Below are 17,137 nucleotides of genomic sequence, written 5' to 3'. Positions count from 1 at the left end.
GGAGGGGCCATGACGGTGGAGGTGCTGACATCGAGCCTGCCCGGAAGGGTCGTGCGGCAGGCCGGCCGGGCGCTGGTGGACGGCGTGCGGGCCTGGTACGCGGTGACGCTGGCGGTGGTGGGGCTGATCTCGCTGCTGGCCGGTCCGGTGCTGCTGAGCGCCGCCCTGTTCGGGCCCGACGACACGCAGCCGTTCAGGTCGCTCGGCGGTCCGCTGATCCTGGCGGTGCCGATGGGGCCCGTCGCCCTGTGGGCGCTGTGCTGGGCCACCGGGGGCGGCGGCCGGGCGCTCGGGGCCGCCCTGTTCGCCCCGGGCTCGCTCGCGGTGATGGCCGCCCACGTCTACGGCGGCGCCCCGCCCGGCGGCCGGTCGGCCTCGTTCTGGCTGGCGCCCGCGATGGTCGTCCTCGGGCTGCTGGGCGCCCGCTGGACCGCCTCCGAGAGCAGGCGGATCGTGGGCCGGTGGAGCGGGCGGCCGGTGCCGCCGCCCTACCGCCGCCCGGCGGGCGAGGCCGGCCCCTGGCGGCGGCTCCGCACCGGCGGCCGGCTGACGGACCCGGCCATCTGGCGGGACACGGCCTGGGCGCTGCTCACCGGCTGCACGGTGCTGTTCGCCGCCGCGACCGTCGTGCTGGCGCCGATCGCCCTGGAGGTGTTCGGCCGCGACGGGCTGTTCTTCCCGCTGGGCGTCGTCTACGGGATGGGCCTGTTCATCGCCCCGGTCGCCGCGCTGTGGGCCGCGCCGCCGGTGCTGCGGCTGCACGAGCGGGGCGCGCGGGCGCTGCTCGGCCCGACGCGGGAGGCCGAGCTCGCCCTGCGGGTCAGCCACCTGGCCAGGACGCGGGCCGACACCATCGACGCCGGGGCCGCCGAGCTGCGCCGGATCGAGCGGGACCTGCACGACGGGGCGCAGGCCCGGCTGGTGGCCCTGGGCATGCTGCTCACGGTGGCGGAGCAGCTCAAGCACGACCCGGAGGCGATCGGGCCGCTGCTGGAGGAGGCCCGGCTCTCCTCGGTGAAGGCGCTGGGCGAGCTGCGGGACCTCGTCCGGGGCATCCACCCGCCGGTGCTGGCCGACCGGGGGCTGGCCGACGCGGTGGAGGCCACCGCGCTGGACCTGCCGCTGCCGGTCACCTTCTCCGGCGCCCTGCCCGGCCGGGCGCCGGCCCCGGTGGAGTCGGCCGCCTACTTCGCGGTGACGGAGCTGCTGGCGAACGTGGTGAAGCACGCGGGGGCCTCGCACGTGTGGATCGAGATAGGGCACAGTGACGGGCTGCTGCGGATATCGATCACCGACGACGGGCGCGGAGGCGCCGACCCGTCCCGGGGGACGGGCCTCAGCGGAACCGAACGCCGACTGGCCGCCTTCGACGGGGTGCTCGCGATCAGCAGCCCGTCCGGCGGGCCGACCATCGTGAACCTGGAGATCCCGTGCGCGTTGTCATCGCCGAAGACCTCTTCCTCCTCAGGGACGGCCTGACGAGGCTGCTGGAGGCCAACGGCATGAAGGTCACGGCGGCGGTCGAGACGGGCGAGGAGTTCCTCGCCGCGATGGCCGCCGACCGGCCGGACATCGCGGTGGTCGACGTCCGGCTGCCGCCGACCTTCACGGACGAGGGCCTGCGCGCGGCCCTGACGGCCCGCCGGGAGCACCCGGGCCTGCCCGTGCTGGTGCTGTCGCAGTTCGTGGAGCAGCTGTACGCCCGCGAGCTGCTGGCCGGCAGCACCGGCGGGATCGGGTACCTGCTCAAGGACCGGGTGCTGGACGGCGCCAGCTTCATCGACGCCATCCAACGCGTCGCCCAGGGCGGCACCGCGATGGACCCGGAGGTGATCACCCGCCTGCTGACCCACAACTCCTCGGCCGGCCCGGTCTCCACCCTCTCCCCCCGGGAGCGGCAGGTGCTGGCGCTGATGGCGGAGGGCCGCTCCAACGCGGCGATCGCCCAGCAGCTGGTGATCACCGAGCGGGCGGTGGCCAAGCACACCGCGTCGATCTTCGTCCGGCTCGACCTCCAGCCCTCCGACGACGACAACCGCCGGGTCCTCGCCGTCCTGGCCTACCTCAACAACGCCTGACACGGACGGGAACAACACCTGACATGCACGGGGCTCGCCCCCGCCGGAAGCGGTCACATAGGCTGGTGACGTGCTCATCCTTGTTCGACGCCGCCACGTGGACCTGCTCCGCGTGACCAGCATGTCCTGTCGACGCTCCAGCTGAACCTCGCACCACCACCCTCAACGGCGGCTCCGGCCGCCGCCACCACCCGGTCCCCGGGGCATCCGCCGCACCAGGCGCCAGCCCCGCCCACCCCCGGTCGACCACCGGGCAGGACCGGGACGAGACAGCGGATGCCACCCATGACGCAGCAGTACACGCCCATACCCGATTCCGGACCCGTTTCCGGCCTCGACGCCCTCCCGGTGATCGACCTCTCGCTCTCCGAGGGCACCCCGGAGCAGCGCCGCCGACTGCACGACGAGCTCCGCGCCGCGGCCACCGGCGTCGGCTTCTTCCAGCTCGTCGGCCACGGCGTCACCCCGGAGGAGACGACCGCGCTCACCGACGCGATGCGCGCCTTCTTCGACCTCCCCGAGGCCGACCGGCTCGCGGTCAGCAACCTCAACTCCCCGCACTACCGGGGCTACACCCGCACCGGAGACGAGCGCACCGGCGGCAGCCAGGACTGGCGCGACCAGCTGGACATCGGCGCCGAACTGCCCGCGCACGTCCCCGGCTCCGGGGAGCCCCCGTACTGGTGGCTGGAGGGGCCCAACCAGTGGCCCGAGGCACTGCCGGAGCTGCGCACGGCCGCGCTCGGCTGGATCGACCGCCTGGGCGAGGTCGCCCGCAGGCTGCTGCACGAGCTGCTCGCCTCGATCGGCGCCAGCCCGGACTTCTACGACGACGCCTTCGCAGGCCACCCCCACCTGCGCCTCAAGCTGGTCCGCTACCCGGGCACCGCCCCGGACGGCGCCGGCCAGGGCGTCGGCGCCCACAAGGACTACGGCTTCATCACCCTGCTGCTCCAGGACACCGTGGGCGGCCTCCAGGTGGAGCTGCCCGACGGCGACTTCCTGGAGGTCCCGCCGATGCCGGGCGCCTTCGTCGTGAACCTCGGCGAGCTGCTCGAAGTGGCCACGGACGGCTACCTCAAGGCCACCAGCCACCGCGTGGTGAGCCCGCCCGGCGCCCGCGAGCGCTTCTCCGTCCCGTTCTTCTACAACCCCCGCCTCGACGCCCACATCGCGCCGCTCGAGTTCCCCCACGCCCACCACGCCCCCGGCGCCACCGAGGACCCGGACAACCCCCTCTTCGCCGACTTCGGCCTCAACGAGTGGAAGGGCTACACCCGCGCCCACCCCGAGGTCACCCGCCGCCACCACGCCGCCCTGGCAGGCCCGGCCTCGGGCTGAGCCAGGCGTCCTGCCCGATGATCACCGGTGGACCGCCCCGGCAGGCGCTGTCACACTTCTGCTGTCACAGCAGTGGTGTGACAGTGCCGCCCGGAGGCGGCGCCCGGCGACAACGAACCGCGGCAACGGGCAGCGGCGGCAACGGACAGCGGCAGGGACGGGGGACGGCACCATGGGCGGCGAGGCGCGGCTGACGGTGGACGAGTTGGCGGCGCGGGCCGGGGTGACGGTGCGGACGGTGCGGTTCTACGGGACGAAGGGGTTGCTGCCGCCGCCGGAGCTGGGGCCGCGGCGGGTGGGGCTGTACGGGGCGGCGCACCTGGACCGGCTGGAGCTGATCGAGGAGTTGCAGCGCCAGGGGCTCACGCTGGCGGCGATAGAGCGGTACCTGGCCCGGCTGCCGCAGGACAGTTCGCGGCTCGACCTGGCGATACACCGCGCCCTGGTGGCCTCCTGGACTCCGGGCGCCGCCGAGGAGCTGGGCCGGGCCCAGTTGGAGCGCCGGGCCGGGCGCGGGTTGTCGGAGGAGCAGGTCGAGCGGCTGGTGGCGATGGGCGCGCTGGAGCGCACGGAGGACCCGGAGCTGTTCCGGGCGGACCCGGGGCTGCTGCCGCTGGGCGTGCGGATCCTGGACGTGCCGATCCCGCTGGAGACCCTGCTCGCCGCCCGCGCCGTCGTGCTGGAGCACAGCCGGGCGACGGCCCGGGAGCTGCAGCGGCTGTTCCGGGAGACGGTCTGGAAGCCGTACCGGGAGAGCGAGCCGGAGGCCGAGGACCTGGCCCGGATGAAGGCGCTGACCGACCACATCCAGCCGATGGTGGCCCAGGCCCTGGTCACCGCCTTCCAGCGGTTCCTGCGCGAAGAGCTCGGTGAGGAGCTGGGTGGGACCGCCCGGGAGGCGGCCCCACCAGCGACCACGTGAACCGGGCGGATCAGCCCCGGTCCGTGAACGTCCGCCCCTCCGCCGCGATCCGCTCCAGCAGCGCGGGCGGCGCGAACCGCTCGCCGTACGCGGCGGCCAACTCGCGGGCGCGGGCCGCGAAGCCGGCCGGGCCGCCCTCGTAGCCGTTGATGTACTGGAGGACGCCGCCCGTCCAGGCCGGGAAGCCGATGCCGAGGATCGAACCCACGTTGGCGTCGGCCACCGAGGTCAGTACGCCCTCCTCCAGGCAGCGCACCGAGTCCAGCGCCTCGCTGAACAGCATCCGCTCCTTGAGGTCCTCGAACGGGACCTCCGAGGCGGAAGCGGCGGATCCGCCGAAGTGCTCGAGCAGCCCGGGCCAGAGCCGCCCGCGCCGGCCGTCCTCGCCGTACTCGTAGAAGCCCGCGCCGCCGCTGCGCCCGGGGCGGCCGAACTCGTCGACCATCCGGTCGACGACCGCGTCCGCCGGGTGCGGCGTCCAGGCGCCGCCGACGGCCTCGACGGAGCGCCGGTACTCGTCGCGGATCTTGCGCGGCAGCGTCAGGGTGAGCTCGTCCATGAGCGAGAGCACCTTGGCCGGGTACCCGGCCTGGGCGGCGGCCTGCTCGACGGAGGCGGGGTGGACGCCCTCGCCGACCATGGCGACGCCCTCGTTGAGGAACTGGCCGATGACGCGCGAGGTGAAGAAGCCGCGCGAGTCGTTGACCACGATCGGCGTCCGGTCGATCTGGCGGACGAGGTCGAAGGCGCGGGCGAGGGCCTCGTCCCCGGTCTCGGGGCCGCGGATGATCTCGACCAGGCGCATCTTGTCGACGGGCGAGAAGAAGTGCAGGCCGATGAAGTCCGCCCGCCGCTGCACGCCTTCGGCGAGCTGGCCGATCGGCAGGGTGGAGGTGTTGGAGCAGAGCAGCGCGTCGGGGGCGACGACGTTCTCGATCTCCTGGAACACCTTGTGCTTGAGCTCGGTGTTCTCGAAGACGGCCTCGATCACCGCGTCGCAGCCGGCCAGGTCGGCGGGGTCGGCGGTGGGGGTGATCAGGGCGAGCAGGGCGTCGCGCTTGGCCTCGGTGGAGCGGCCGCGTGCGATGGCCTTGGTCAGCAGCCCCTCGCTGTACGCCTTTCCGCGTTCGGCGGCCTCGACGCTCACGTCCTTGAGGACGACCTCGATGCCGGCCCTGGCGCAGGTGTAGGCGATGCCGGCGCCCATCATCCCGGCGCCGAGCACCGCGACCCTGCGCACCTGCCGCTTCTCGACGGCCTTCGGGCGCCCGGCACCGGAGTTGACGGCCTGCATGTCGAAGAAGAGGGCCTGGATCATGTTCTTGCTGGTCTGCCCGCAGGCCAGCTCGGTGAAGTAGCGGGCCTCGATCACCATCGCGGTGTCGACGTCGACCTGGGAGCTCTCCACGGCGGCGGCGAGGATGTTGCGCGGGGCCGGGTAGGGGGCGCCGTTCAGCTGCTTGCGCAGGTTGGCCGGGAAGGCGGGCAGGTTGGCGGCGAAGGCGGGGGTGGCCGGGGTGCCGCCGGGGATCTTGTGGCCCTTGACGTCCCAGGGCTGGACGGCCGCCGGGTTGGCCTCGATCCACGCCTTCGCCCGGGCCGTCAACTCATCCGGGGTGTCGACGAGTTCGTGCACCAGGCCGTGCTCGAGCGCCTGCGCCGGGCGGTACTGGTTGCCCTGCAGCAGGTACGTGAGCAGCGCGTCGGTGATGCCGAACAGCCGCACGGTGCGGACGACTCCGCCGCCGCCCGGCAGCAGCCCGAGGGTGACCTCGGGGAAGCCGAAGCGGGCGGCCGGGTTCCTCAGTGCGATCCGGTGGTGGCAGGCGAGGGCGAGTTCGAGCCCGCCGCCGAGCGCGCTGCCGCCCATCGCGGCGACGACCGGCTTGCCGAGGGTCTCCAGCCGGCGCAGCGAGCGCTTGATCCGCATGGACTTCTCGAAGACGGCCTCGGCGTCCTCGGGCCGGGCGGCGGAGAGCAGTTTGAGGTCTCCCCCGGCGAAGAAGGTCTTCTTGCCGGAGGTGACCACCACGCCGCGCAGCGCGTCGCCGAGGCCCGCCAGCCGTTCGACGACGGCCTCGAAGTCGGCGGTGAAGGCGTCGTTCATGGTGTTGACGGACTGGGTGGGGTCGTCGAGGACGAGGGTGACCACGCCGTCCTGGTCCTGCTCCCAGCGGATGGTGGTGGTGTCGCTCATCAGGTGGCTCCAGATCTGGGAGGGGCGGGTCAGACGCGCTCGACGACGGTGGCGATGCCCATGCCGCCGCCCACGCAGAGGGTGATCAGGCCGTAGCGCAGGTCGCGTCGCTCCAGTTCGTCGACGACGGTGCCCAGCAGCATCGCGCCGGTGGCGCCGAGCGGGTGGCCGAGGGCGATGGCGCCGCCGTTGACGTTGACCTGCTCGTGGCGGAAGCCCATCTCCCGGATGAAGCGCAGGGCGACGGCCGCGAACGCCTCGTTGATCTCGACGAGGTCGATGTCGGCGGCGGTGAGCCCGGCCTTGGCGAGGGCCTTGCGGGTGGCGGGGGCCGGGCCGGTGAGCATGATGGTCGGCTCGGAGCCGGAGACGGCGGCGGAGACGATCCGGGCGCGCGGGCGCAGCCCGTAGCGCTCGCCGACCTCGCGGTTGCCGATGGCGACGAGGGCGGCGCCGTCGACGATGCCGGAGGAGTTGCCGGCGTGGTGGACGTGGTCGATGGCCTCGACCCAGTGGTACTTCTGCAGGGCGACGGCGTCGAAGCCGCCGGCCTCGCCGATGGCGGCGAAGGAGGGCTTGAGGCCGGCGAGGGTCTCGACGGTGGTGCCGGGGCGGATGAACTCGTCGCGCTCGAGGACGACCAGGCCGTTGCGGTCGCGCACGGGGACGACGGAGCGGTCGAACAGGCCGTCGGCCTGGGCCTTGGCGGCGCGGGCCTGGGACTCGGCGGCGAAGGCGTCCACGTCGGTGCGGGAGAAGCCCTCGATGGTGGCGATGAGGTCGGCGCCGATGCCCTGGGGGGCGAAGTTCGTCTCGTAGGCGGTCATCGGGTCGGCGAACCAGGCGCCGCCGTCGGAGGCCATCTTCACCCGGGACATCGACTCGACGCCGCCGGCGAGGACCAGGTCCTCCCAGCCCGAACGGACCTTGGCGGCGGCCATGTTGACGGCCTCCAGGCCGGAGGCGCAGAAGCGGTTCTCCTGGACGCCGGCGACGGTGTCGGGCAGGCCCGCCGCGACGGCGGCGATGCGGGCGATGTCGGAGCCCTGGTCGCCGATCGGGCTGACCACGCCGAGGACGATGTCGTCGATCGCGGCCGGGTCCAACTCGGGGTGGCGGGCGCGCAGTTCGCGGATGAGGCCGACGACGAGGTCGATCGGCTTGGTGCCGTGCAGCGAGCCGGTGGCCTTGCCCCGGCCGCGCGGGGTGCGGATCGCGTCGTAGACGTACGCTTCGGTGGTCACGGTGGAACGCCTTTCGGGGCAGGGGGGTTGAGCGGGGGAATCAGCCGAGGGCGGGGGATTCAGCCGAGGATCGAGCGGCCGACGATCTCCTTCATGATCTCGGTAGTGCCGCCGTAGATGGTCTGTATGCGGCCGTCGACGAAGGCCCTGGCGACCGGGAACTCGTTCATGTAGCCGTAGCCGCCGTGCAGTTGGAGGCAGCGGTCGGCGGTGCGCTTCTGGAGTTCGGTGGCCCACCACTTGGCCATCGAGGCGTCGGCGGGGGTGAGCGCGTAGCGGTTGTGCTCGGTGATGCAGCGGTCGACGAAGGCGCGGGTGACGGCGCACTCGGTGGCCAGTTCGGCGATCTCGAAGCGCACGTGCTGGAGTTTGGCGAGCGGGCGGCCGAAGGCTTCGCGCTGCTTGACGTACTCCGTGGTGATCTCGACCAGGTACTCGGCGCCGGCGATCGCGGCGGCGGCGATGGTGAGCCGCTCCTGGGCGAGGTTCTGCATCAGGTGGACGAAGCCGCCGTTGAGCTCGCCGAGCAGGTTCTCCTTGGGCACCCTGACGTCCTGGAAGAACAACTCGGCGGTGTCCTGGGCCTTCTGGCCGATCTTGTCGAGGTTGCGGCCTCGCTCGAAGCCGGGTGTGCCGCGCTCGACGGCCAGCAGGCTCAGCCCGTGCGCGCCGCCCTCGGGGGTGGTGCGGGCGACGACGATCACCAGGTCGGCGAGGATGCCGTTGGAGATGAAGGTCTTGGCGCCGTTGAGCAGGTAGTGGTCGCCGTGGTCGACGGCCTGGGTGCGGATGCCCTGGAGGTCGGAGCCGGTGCCGGGTTCGGTCATCGCGATGGCGGTGATCAGTTCGCCGCTGCAGAAGCCGGGCAGCCAGCGGCGCTTCTGCTCCTCGGTGGCGAGGGAGGTCAGGTACGGGCCGATGATGTCGTTGTGCAGGCCGATCGCCAGTCCGGAGGCGCCGGCGCGGGCGAACTCCTCGGCCAGCACGGCGGCGTAGCGGAAGTCGGGGGTGCCGCCGCCTCCGTACTCCTCGGGGACGGCGGGGCCGAGCAGGCCCTGGCGGCCGGCGGCGAGCCAGGCGGAGCGGTCGACGATGCCGGCCTTCTCCCAGCGGTCGTAGTGCGGCAGCACCTCCTTGGCGAGGAACGCCTTGACGGTGGCCCGGAAGTCCTCGTGCTGCTCGGTGAAGATGTCCCGCTGCAACGCTACTCTCCTTGGTCTGCTGCCGAGTTGAGGGAGGGGTCGAGAGCGGCCACGCCCCAGTCGCGGGCCACCTCGGCGGTGTCCGCGCCCGGCCGGGCGGGCGGGCGGCGCAGCGCGCCGGGGGTGGCGGAGAAGCGCGGGGCGGGCGCGGGCTGGGTGACGCCGTCGGCCTCGACGTAGGTGCCCCGGGCCGTCAGGTGCTCGTCGGCGGATGCCTGACGCATCGTCAGGACGGGTTCCACGCAGGCGTCGGTGCCCGCGAAGCGGGCCTCCCACTCGGCGCGGGTGCGGGTGGCGAAGCGCTCGGCGATGCGGGCGCGCAGTTCGGGCCAGCGGGCGAGGTCGTACTGCCCCGGCGCGTCGGGGCCGAGCTCCAGCAGTCGGGCGAACTCGGCGTAGAAGCGCGGTTCCAGCGCGCCCACGGCCAGGTGCCCGCCGCCGGAGGCCCGGTAGATCGCGTAGAAGGGGGCGCCACCGTCCAGCAGGTTGACGCCGCGCCGGTCCTGCCAGTGGCCGGCGGCGAGCAGGCCCCACAGCATGCTGCCCAGGTGCGCGGCACCGTCGACGATCGCGGCGTCCACGACCTGTCCGGTGCCGGTGGCGCGGGCGTGGTGGAGCCCGGCGAGCAGGCCGACGACCAGGTAGAGGGAGCCGCCCGCGTAGTCGCCGAGCAGGTTGGCGGGGATGCCGGGCGGCTCGGCTGCTCCGCCGGGGCCGGCGACCAGGCCGAGGACGCCGGCGACGGCCGCGTACCCGAGGTCGTGCCCGGCGGTGGCGGCCCGGGGGCCGTCCTGGCCCCAGCCGGTCATCCGGCCGTAGACCAGCGCCGGGTTGCGCGCCAGGCAGGCGTCGGGCCCGACGCCGAGGCGCTCGGCGACGCCCGGGCGGTAGCCCTCGATCAGGAGGTCGGCGCGCTCGACGAGGTCCAGCACCAGGCCGGGGCCGTCGGCCGCCTTGAGGTCGACGAGCACCGAGCGCTTGTTGCGGTTGGTGAGGTCGTACGCCGGGTCCGTCCCCAGCGGCGAGGGCTCGGGCCGGTCGACGCGGACCACGTCGGCGCCGAGGTCGCCCAGCAGCATCGCCGCGAAGGGCCCGGGCCCGATCCCGGCCAGCTCCACCACCCTCACCCCGGCCAACGGCCCGGGCGCGGCGGGCCGTTCCGGCGTTGCGCTCGTGTCACGCACTGGCTGCTGGGCCCTTCCGACGGGGTTTGACAGTAAAGCTGTCACACTCGCGATGATAGGGAAGCGACCCGCCGGTAACAAGCCCTCCCGCCAGCCCCGTTCGGGCCGCCGACGGCGGTCCTCCAGCCCCGGAGCCAGGCCCGCTCCACCGCCGGTCGGAGGGCGGCCGCCCCGGATCCCCCGCGCGGGGGAGGCCCTTCGCACTCACGGGCGAGGCCCGCGCACCCGGCCGCGCGCCAGCATGCGGGCATGAGGATCGACGAACGCGCCGTACGGGCCGGGGCGGCCTGGACCGCCGTCGCGGCCACCCTGCCCTACCTGACGCTCAAGACGCTGTGGCTGCTCGGAGTCCCCGTGGGCGCCGACGACGCCGCGCAACTGGACAAGCTCTTCGTCCCGAACGTGCTCAGCTTCGGGATGGACGCCATCGCCGTCGCCCTGGCCCTCTCCTTCGTCCGGCCCTGGGGGCGGCGGGTTCCGGCCGGACTGGTGGCGTTCCCGATGTGGGTGGCGACCGGACTGCTCGGGGCGATCCTGGTCGCCGTGCCCCTCTCCCTCCTCGCCGGCCTGGTCCTCGGCCCGGAGCACGCCCCCGAGAGGGCCCCGGGCGTGGCCGGGTTCAGCGACTGGGTCACCCCTCTGGTGTACGGCGGCTTCAGCGTCCAGGGGCTCGCGCTGATCACCGCCTTCCTGCTGTACGCCCGGCGGCGCTGGGCCTGGCTGCTCCGCGACCGCGTCGGCGACCTGCCCGGCTCCCCCACCCTCGCCGTGCAGCGCAGCCTCGCCTGCGCGGCCGCGCCGCTCGCCCTGGCCGTCGCCACCGCCCACGCCTACTGGGCGGCGGGCGGCAAGGCCGGGCTCCCGGACTCCTTCTCCGACTACGGCTCCCGGGGCCCGCAGACGATGTCCGCCGTGATGGCCCTGATGGCACTGGCCGCTCCGCCGGCCCTGCTGGCGCTCGTCTTCCGCCTGCGCCCGCAGGGCAGGCTGCTCCGGCCGGTGCTCGCGGCCTGGACCGGCGCCGGGGCGATGCTCGGCTGGGGCGCCTGGCAGCTGATCATGTTCGGCACCACCGGGACCACGGTCCAGGACCTGCGCCACGCCACCCCCGGGCTGCTGCCGCTGGTGGAGTGCGTACAGGTGGCGACCGGGCTGCTGATCCTGGCGGCGGGGGCGGTGGCGCTGACGGAGAGGGGCGCGCTCGAGCGAGGGAGCACGCTCGGGCGAGGGGGCGCGTTCGGGCAAGGGTGCGAACCGGCGCACGCCCCTGCCGAAGAGGCCGTAGAGTCGGCCGGGTGATCATGGGGGCGGGCAGCCGGATTCGGCGCGTGGCGGGGGCCTTGGTCGGCCGCAGGGCCCGGCTGCGGTGGGTGCACCTGGTGCTCGGCGGCGCGCTGCTGATGCCGTACTGGATGCTCTCCGTCACCGCCCTCGGCGTGCTCAGGCCGGACCGCCGGCCCGAGGAGAGAATGCTCCTGCTGCTCGCCTCCCTGTTCACCTCGCTGCCGATGGCCGCCGTCACCGCCCTGGTGCCCGTGGCCCGGGGCCTGGAGGGCTCGGCCGCGCGGGCCCTGTGCACGGTGGCCCGGCCCGAGGACCTGGCCACCGGGCCCTCCCGCTCCTGGGCGGCCCGCTGGCACACCGCGCTCTGGTTCGTGCTGCACGTGTTCCTCGGCGGCATCGTCTCCGGGATGACGCTCGGCGGGATCCCGTTCGCGGCGGCCCTGCTGCTCGACCTCGGCGGGACCTCCGAACTCGGCCGGCACTGGGAGGAGCGCCTCCCCGGCTGGCTGCCCCTCGGCCCGGTACTCGGCGTGCTCCTGCTGCTCCTGATCGTCGGCGTCAACGCCGGCTGCGGCGCCGTCCTGGCCCGGTCCGCGCCCGCCCTGCTCGGCCCGACCCCGGAGGAGCGGGTCGCCGCCGCCGAGCGCCGGGCCACCGTGCTCGCCCAGCGCAACCGGCTGGCGCGCGAACTGCACGACTCGGTCGGACACGCGCTCAGCGCCGTCGGCATCCAGGCGTCGGCCGCCGCCCGCGTCCTGCGCACCGACCCCGACTTCGCGGCCGAGGCGCTCCGGGCCATCGAGGAGACCGCGCGGGCCGCCGTCGCCGAACTCGACGCCGTGCTCGGCCTGTTGCGCGAGGACGGCCCCGAGGGCAGCGCCGAGGGCGGCGCACAGGGCGCCGGCCCGGCCGGGCCGACCCTCGCCGGGCTGGACGACCTGCTGCGCCAACTCGCCCGCACCGGCGTGACGGTGAACGCCGACCTCAGCCCGGGCCTGGCCGCCCTGCCCGCCGAGGTCTCGCGCGAGGCGTACCGGATCGTGCAGGAGGGGCTCACCAACGTGCTGCGGCACGCCGGGCCCGCGCCGGCCGGGCTGCGCGTGGCCCTCGCCGGGGAGCGGCTGGAGATCGAACTGACCAACCCGCTGGGCCCCTCCCGCCCCAGCCGCCCCGGCGGCGGGCGGGGCCTGCGCGGGATCGGGGAACGCGCCACGGCCCTGCGCGGCGGCAGCGCGGCGGGGCCCAGCGAGGACGGAACGACATGGCGGCTGGCCGTCTGGCTGCCGCTGGGAGGCACGGCATGACCGAGGTGGACAGCATGAGCGGGCAGGGCGAGACGATCCGCGTGGTCATCGCGGACGACGAACGGCTGGTCCGGATGGGCCTGCGGGTGGTGATCGACGCCGAACCGGACCTCAGCGTGGTCGGCGAGGCTTCCGACGGCGCCGAGGTCGTACCGCTGGTGCGCCAACTGCGCCCCGACGTCGTCCTGATGGACGTCCGGATGCCCGGCATCGACGGCATCCGGGCCACCGAGCAGCTCATCGGCGGCATGGACCTGCCCCCGCGCATCCTGGTCGTCACCACCTTCGAGCACGACGACCACGTGTACGACGCGCTGCGCGCCGGCGCCTCCGGGTTCCTGCTCAAGCGGGCCCGCGCGGAGGAGATGGTCCAGGCGGTGCGGCTGGTCGCCCGTGGGGACTCGCTGCTGTTCCCCGCCGCCGTCCGGGACCTCGCGCTGCGGCACGGCGCGGCGGACGGGCGGCGCCCCGCCGAGGCCCCGGGCCGGGGGCCGGTCGGGCGGCTGACCGAGCGGGAGCAGCAGGTGCTGCGGCTGATGGCGACCGGGCTCAACAACGGGGAGATCGCCCGGGAGCTGGTGGTCAGCCAGGAGACGGTGAAGACCCACGTCGGCAGCGTGCTCGCCAAGCTGGGCGCGCGGGACCGCACCCAGGCGGTGATCACCGCGTACGAGTCGGGGTTCGTCCTGCCGGGGTGAGGCCCGCCAAGGTGAGGCCCGAAGGGGTGAGGCCGGCAGGGGTGAGGCCCGCCCGGGTGTGGCCCGCCCGGGCGGCGAGGCGGCGGCCGGGCCCGTCCCGGAATTCCCACCCGCCGTCAAACCCGTTTGCTGTCGATCCCTCCCCCGGCGCAAAACCGCTCGGCGGAAAGTCGGGGGTCACCGCAGCACATCGGAGGAGGACCGGGCCGCGGGGCCGGCCGTAGCGTCGGTTCCACGGCGGCGGAGGGGTTCCGCGGGGGAGGCCGGGAGGGGAACGGAGACCGGCGGACATGGCAAGAATCGGATGGGGTGCGGTGACGGCGGCCACGGCGGTGGCGCTGGCGACCACGCTCGCGGCGGCGGCCCCGGGGGTGGCCGCGCCCGCGCAGGACCGGGCGCCCGCCGTCAGCCCGGTGGACGGGATCTGGCGGATGGACGGCTACGGCGTGGTGGCCGTGGTCGCCGGAGACAAGCTCACCACCTACGACGTGACGGCCCACACCTGTGTGCCGGGCTGGGCCACCGCCACCCGGACGGGCACGCCGGGGCCGGACGGCGCCACCCGCTTCCTGATGGGCAACAACGCGGTCGTCCTCACCCCGAAGGGCCACGACCGGCTGATCGACAGCGAGGAGGGCGGGGTCGGCACCAAGACGCTCAACCGGCTGCCCGCCCTGCCGCCGCTGTGCACCGTGCCGGCGCCGAACGACCCGCTCTCGGTCTTCGACCGGTTCTGGGAGGACTTCGAGGAGAACTACCCCTTCTTCGCCGCCAAGGGGATCGACTGGCACGCCGTCCGGGACGAGCAGCGCCGGCGCATCACCCCGGCGACCACCGACGATCAGCTCCAGCAGATCCTCATCGACATGCTCCAGCCGCTGGGCGACGCGCACACGGGGCTCGCGCGGTACGTCGACGGGAGGCCGTCGCCCGTCTTCGGCGGCCGACGACCCGGCACGATCGTGCGCACCAAGGAGCTGGTCGCGCAGGCCGGGAAGGCCGTCGCCGCCCAGCTCACCGGCCCCGAGCAGGTCTTCGCCGACGGCAAGCTCGGCGTGGGCCGGCTCCCCGACGGCGCCCGCTACCTGCGGGTGAGCGCCTTCGACGGCTACACCGACGGCGACTTCGCCGGCCGGGCCGCCGAACTGGACCGGGCGCTCGACGCCGTACTCGCCGATCCGGACGGGATCACGGGCCTGGTGATCGACGTCCGGCTCAACGGTGGCGGCTCGGACGCGCTCGGGCTGCAGATCGCCTCCCGGCTCACCGACCGCCCGTACCTCGCCTACCGCAAGGTGGCGCGCAACGACCCGGCCGACCCGACGAAGTTCACCCGGCCCGTGCCCGTCGCCGTGCGGCCCTCGGCCGGCGAGCACTTCACCGGGCCGGTGACGGTGCTCACCTCCTCGATCTCCGCCAGCGCGGCGGAGACCTTCACCCAGGCCCTCATGGGCCGCTCCCCGCACGTGACCCGGATCGGCGAGAACACCCAGGGCGTCTACTCCGACGTGCTGGGCAAGAAGCTCTCGCCGGACTTCGCCGTCATCCTGCCGAACGAGAAGTACCTCACCCGGGACGGCTCCACCTTCGACGGCGCCGGCATCACGCCGGACGTCCGGACCCCGGTGTACAGCCCCGAGGAGCTGGCCGCGCTCAAGGACTCCGCCCTGAGCACGGCCCGCCGGATCATCGCCGAGGAAGCCCAGGGCGACCAAGGGGACCAGGGCGACCAGGGCGACCAGGGCCACGAGGGCGCCCGGACCCGGCAGTAGCGCTACATCGGCTCCACCGCCCTCAGCTCGCCGTCCATCTCCAGCCAGCGCGTCAGGCCCAGGCCCCGCAGGAACGGCACATCGTGGCTGGCCACGACCAGCGCACCCTGGTACGAGGCCAGCGCCTGGGTGAGCTGGCGGACGCTGGCGAGGTCGAGGTTGTTGGTCGGCTCGTCGAGCAGCAGCAGCTGCGGCGGCGGGTCGGCCAGCAGCAGCGCCGCCAGGGTGGCCCGGAAGCGCTCGCCCCCGGAGAGCGTGCCGGCCGGCTGGTCGGCACGCGCCCCGCGGAACAGGAAGCGGGCGAGCCGGGCGCGGATCGCGTTGTCCCCGGCGGCGGGGGCGAACAGCTTGACGTTCTCGGCGACGCTCAGCTTCTCGTCCAGCAGGTCGAGCCGCTGCGGCAGGTACCTCAGCGGCACCTGGGTGGTGACCATCCCGTCGACGGGCGCGAGCTCGCCCGCGATCGTACGCAGCAGGGTGGTCTTGCCCGAGCCGTTGCCGCCGACCAGGGCGATCCGCTCGGGCCCGCGCAGGTCGAGCTCGGCGGTGGCGCCGTTGGACAGCCGCACCTTCTGCAGGGTGAGCACGGTGCGCCCGGCCGGGACGGCGGTGCGCGGCAGGTCGATGCGGATCTCGGCGTCGTCGCGCACCGCCTCCTCGGCGGTGGCCAGGCGCTGCTTGGCCTCCTCCAGCCGCTCGGTGTGCATGCCCTGGAGGCGGCCGGCCGTCTCCTGGCCCTTGCGTTTGAGCATCCCGGCGAAGATGTGCGGGTCGTTGCGGGTGACGGAGCGCTTCTTCCCGTAGCTCGCGCTGCGCTCCAGCCGGGTGCGGGCCTCGACCAAGTCCCGCTTCTGGCGCTGGACGTCGGCCTCGGCGCTGCGCAGCTGCCGCTCGGCCGTCTCCTGCTGGGCGGCGACGGTGTGCTCGTAGTCGCTGAAGTTGCCGCCGTACCAGGTGACTTCGCCGTCCCTGAGGTCGGCGATCTGGTCGACGTGCTCCAGCAACTCGCGGTCGTGGCTGACGACCAGCAGGACGCCGTGCCAGCCGGCCACCGTCTCGTAGAGCCGCTCGCGGGCGGCCCGGTCGAGGTTGTTGGTGGGCTCGTCCAGGAGCAGCACGTCGGGGCGGCGCAGCAGCAGGGCGGCCAGGCGCAGCAACACGGCCTCGCCGCCGGAGAGTTCGCCGGTGGTGCGGTCGAGCCCGAGGCGGCGCAGGCCGAGCTTGTCGAGGGTGGCGCGGGCGCGCTCCTCGACGTCCCAGTCGTCGCCGACGGCGTCGAAGTGGCGCTGGTCGGTGTCCCCGGACTCGATGGCGTGCAGGGCCTCGCGGGCGGCCCGGACTCCGAGCGCCTCGTCGACCCTGAGGGTGGTGTCGAGCGTCAACCCCTGGGGCAGGTAGCCGAGTTCGCCCGCGACGCGGATCGCTCCGCGGCTCGGGGTGAGGTCTCCGGCGATCAGCCGCAGCAGGGTGGACTTCCCGGCGCCGTTGAGCCCGATCAGGCCGGTGCGGCCCGGGCCGACCGCGAGGTTGAAGCCGTCGAGGACGGGCTTGCCGTCCGGCCAGTCGAACGCGAGGTCGGTGCAGAGGACGGCGGTGGTGGGTTGTGCCATGGTGGCCTCCCGGAGTGGTTGCTGAGGGGTGAGGTGAGCAACACGGGAGACACCGCGGGTGTGGGGGACCGTACGGCCTGCGCAGCGAGGCGGGGGCGCGTCAGGACAGGACGCGCGCCGGGGGCCGGGACTGAGGTCGCACACCTCGCGCACCGCGCGGCGAGAAGGGCCTGCGCGGCGGGGCGGTGTCTCGGGACCTCAGTAGAGCAACGGCCTTCTCCTTGTCTGGCGGGTGACGTCGAGAACGCTAGGCGCCTCCGGGAGCGGCTGCAACCGATTTAACCGCCACCCGACCACCTGC

Annotated in this window: 13 protein-coding genes; 8 read left to right on the top strand and 5 right to left on the bottom strand. The window is 74.2% G+C overall.

What is annotated here, in order from left to right; all coding sequences use genetic code 11:
• Window positions 1-9 precede the first annotated feature (9 nt).
• From IH61_RS0126525 to IH61_RS0126510, 4 genes are all read left to right on the top strand, one after another.
• Window positions 10-1,479: a sensor histidine kinase gene (locus tag IH61_RS0126525; RefSeq protein ID WP_051838050.1), complete on the top strand. Its 1,470-nt coding sequence runs from the start codon at window positions 10-12 to the stop codon at window positions 1,477-1,479.
• Window positions 1,431-2,078, top strand: coding sequence for a response regulator (locus IH61_RS0126520; protein ID WP_031074197.1), 648 nt, complete (start codon window positions 1,431-1,433; stop codon window positions 2,076-2,078). The genes IH61_RS0126525 and IH61_RS0126520 overlap by 49 nt, the downstream gene beginning before the upstream one ends.
• A 285-nt stretch (window positions 2,079-2,363) precedes the next feature.
• On the top strand, window positions 2,364-3,419 hold the full coding sequence (locus tag IH61_RS0126515; RefSeq protein WP_051838047.1) for an isopenicillin N synthase family dioxygenase: 1,056 nt from the start codon (window positions 2,364-2,366) through the stop codon (window positions 3,417-3,419).
• Between the two features lie 172 nt (window positions 3,420-3,591).
• Complete coding sequence (locus IH61_RS0126510) at window positions 3,592-4,341, top strand: MerR family transcriptional regulator (protein ID WP_037973380.1); 750 nt, start codon at window positions 3,592-3,594, stop codon at window positions 4,339-4,341.
• A gap of 10 nt (window positions 4,342-4,351) precedes the next feature.
• Here the strand turns inward: IH61_RS0126510 and IH61_RS0126505 are convergent, their stop codons facing one another.
• The 4 genes from IH61_RS0126505 to IH61_RS0126490 are packed head-to-tail and all read right to left on the bottom strand — an operon-like array spanning window position 4,352 to window position 10,168.
• The gene (locus tag IH61_RS0126505; protein ID WP_031074194.1) at window positions 4,352-6,538 is read right to left on the bottom strand and encodes a 3-hydroxyacyl-CoA dehydrogenase NAD-binding domain-containing protein; all 2,187 of its coding nucleotides are present in this window, start codon (window positions 6,536-6,538) and stop codon (window positions 4,352-4,354) included.
• Between the two features lie 29 nt (window positions 6,539-6,567).
• Window positions 6,568-7,782, bottom strand: coding sequence for an acetyl-CoA C-acetyltransferase (locus tag IH61_RS0126500; protein WP_031074192.1), 1,215 nt, complete (start codon window positions 7,780-7,782; stop codon window positions 6,568-6,570).
• A 59-nt stretch (window positions 7,783-7,841) separates the two neighbouring features.
• Window positions 7,842-8,984 (bottom strand): acyl-CoA dehydrogenase family protein, encoded by a 1,143-nt coding sequence (locus IH61_RS0126495; protein WP_031074191.1) that lies wholly within the window; start codon window positions 8,982-8,984, stop codon window positions 7,842-7,844.
• Between the two features lie 2 nt (window positions 8,985-8,986).
• On the bottom strand, window positions 8,987-10,168 hold the full coding sequence (locus IH61_RS0126490) for a CaiB/BaiF CoA transferase family protein (RefSeq protein ID WP_234327341.1): 1,182 nt from the start codon (window positions 10,166-10,168) through the stop codon (window positions 8,987-8,989).
• 249 nt (window positions 10,169-10,417) lie between these two features.
• Here IH61_RS0126490 and IH61_RS0126485 point away from each other — a divergent pair, with 249 nt between their 5' ends.
• The 4 genes from IH61_RS0126485 to IH61_RS0126470 all read left to right on the top strand — a co-directional run bounded on the left by IH61_RS0126485 (window position 10,418) and on the right by IH61_RS0126470 (window position 15,226).
• On the top strand, window positions 10,418-11,467 hold the full coding sequence (locus tag IH61_RS0126485) for a hypothetical protein (protein WP_051838046.1): 1,050 nt from the start codon (window positions 10,418-10,420) through the stop codon (window positions 11,465-11,467).
• Window positions 11,468-11,496: 29 nt separating this feature from the next.
• Window positions 11,497-12,756, top strand: coding sequence for a sensor histidine kinase (locus tag IH61_RS0126480; protein WP_234327340.1), 1,260 nt, complete (start codon window positions 11,497-11,499; stop codon window positions 12,754-12,756).
• A complete protein-coding gene (locus IH61_RS0126475) occupies window positions 12,753-13,454 on the top strand; it encodes a response regulator (protein WP_234327339.1) in 702 nt (233 codons plus the stop codon). Before IH61_RS0126480 ends, IH61_RS0126475 begins: the two co-directional genes overlap by 4 nt.
• A 290-nt stretch (window positions 13,455-13,744) precedes the next feature.
• Window positions 13,745-15,226 carry a S41 family peptidase gene (locus IH61_RS0126470; RefSeq protein WP_078911414.1) on the top strand — a complete coding sequence of 494 codons (1,482 nt, stop codon included), beginning with the start codon at window positions 13,745-13,747 and terminating at the stop codon, window positions 15,224-15,226.
• Window positions 15,227-15,228: 2 nt separating this feature from the next.
• On the opposite strand, the gene IH61_RS0126465 is transcribed toward IH61_RS0126470, so the two are convergent.
• The gene (locus IH61_RS0126465; protein WP_031074177.1) at window positions 15,229-16,836 is read right to left on the bottom strand and encodes an ABC-F family ATP-binding cassette domain-containing protein; all 1,608 of its coding nucleotides are present in this window, start codon (window positions 16,834-16,836) and stop codon (window positions 15,229-15,231) included.
• Window positions 16,837-17,137: the final 301 nt, after the last annotated feature.

Origin of the sequence: Streptomyces sp. NRRL WC-3742 (genome assembly GCF_000720635.1) — a bacterium.
Classification (GTDB): domain Bacteria; phylum Actinomycetota; class Actinomycetes; order Streptomycetales; family Streptomycetaceae; genus Kitasatospora.
This window is presented reverse-complemented; position numbering and strand designations above follow the sequence as displayed.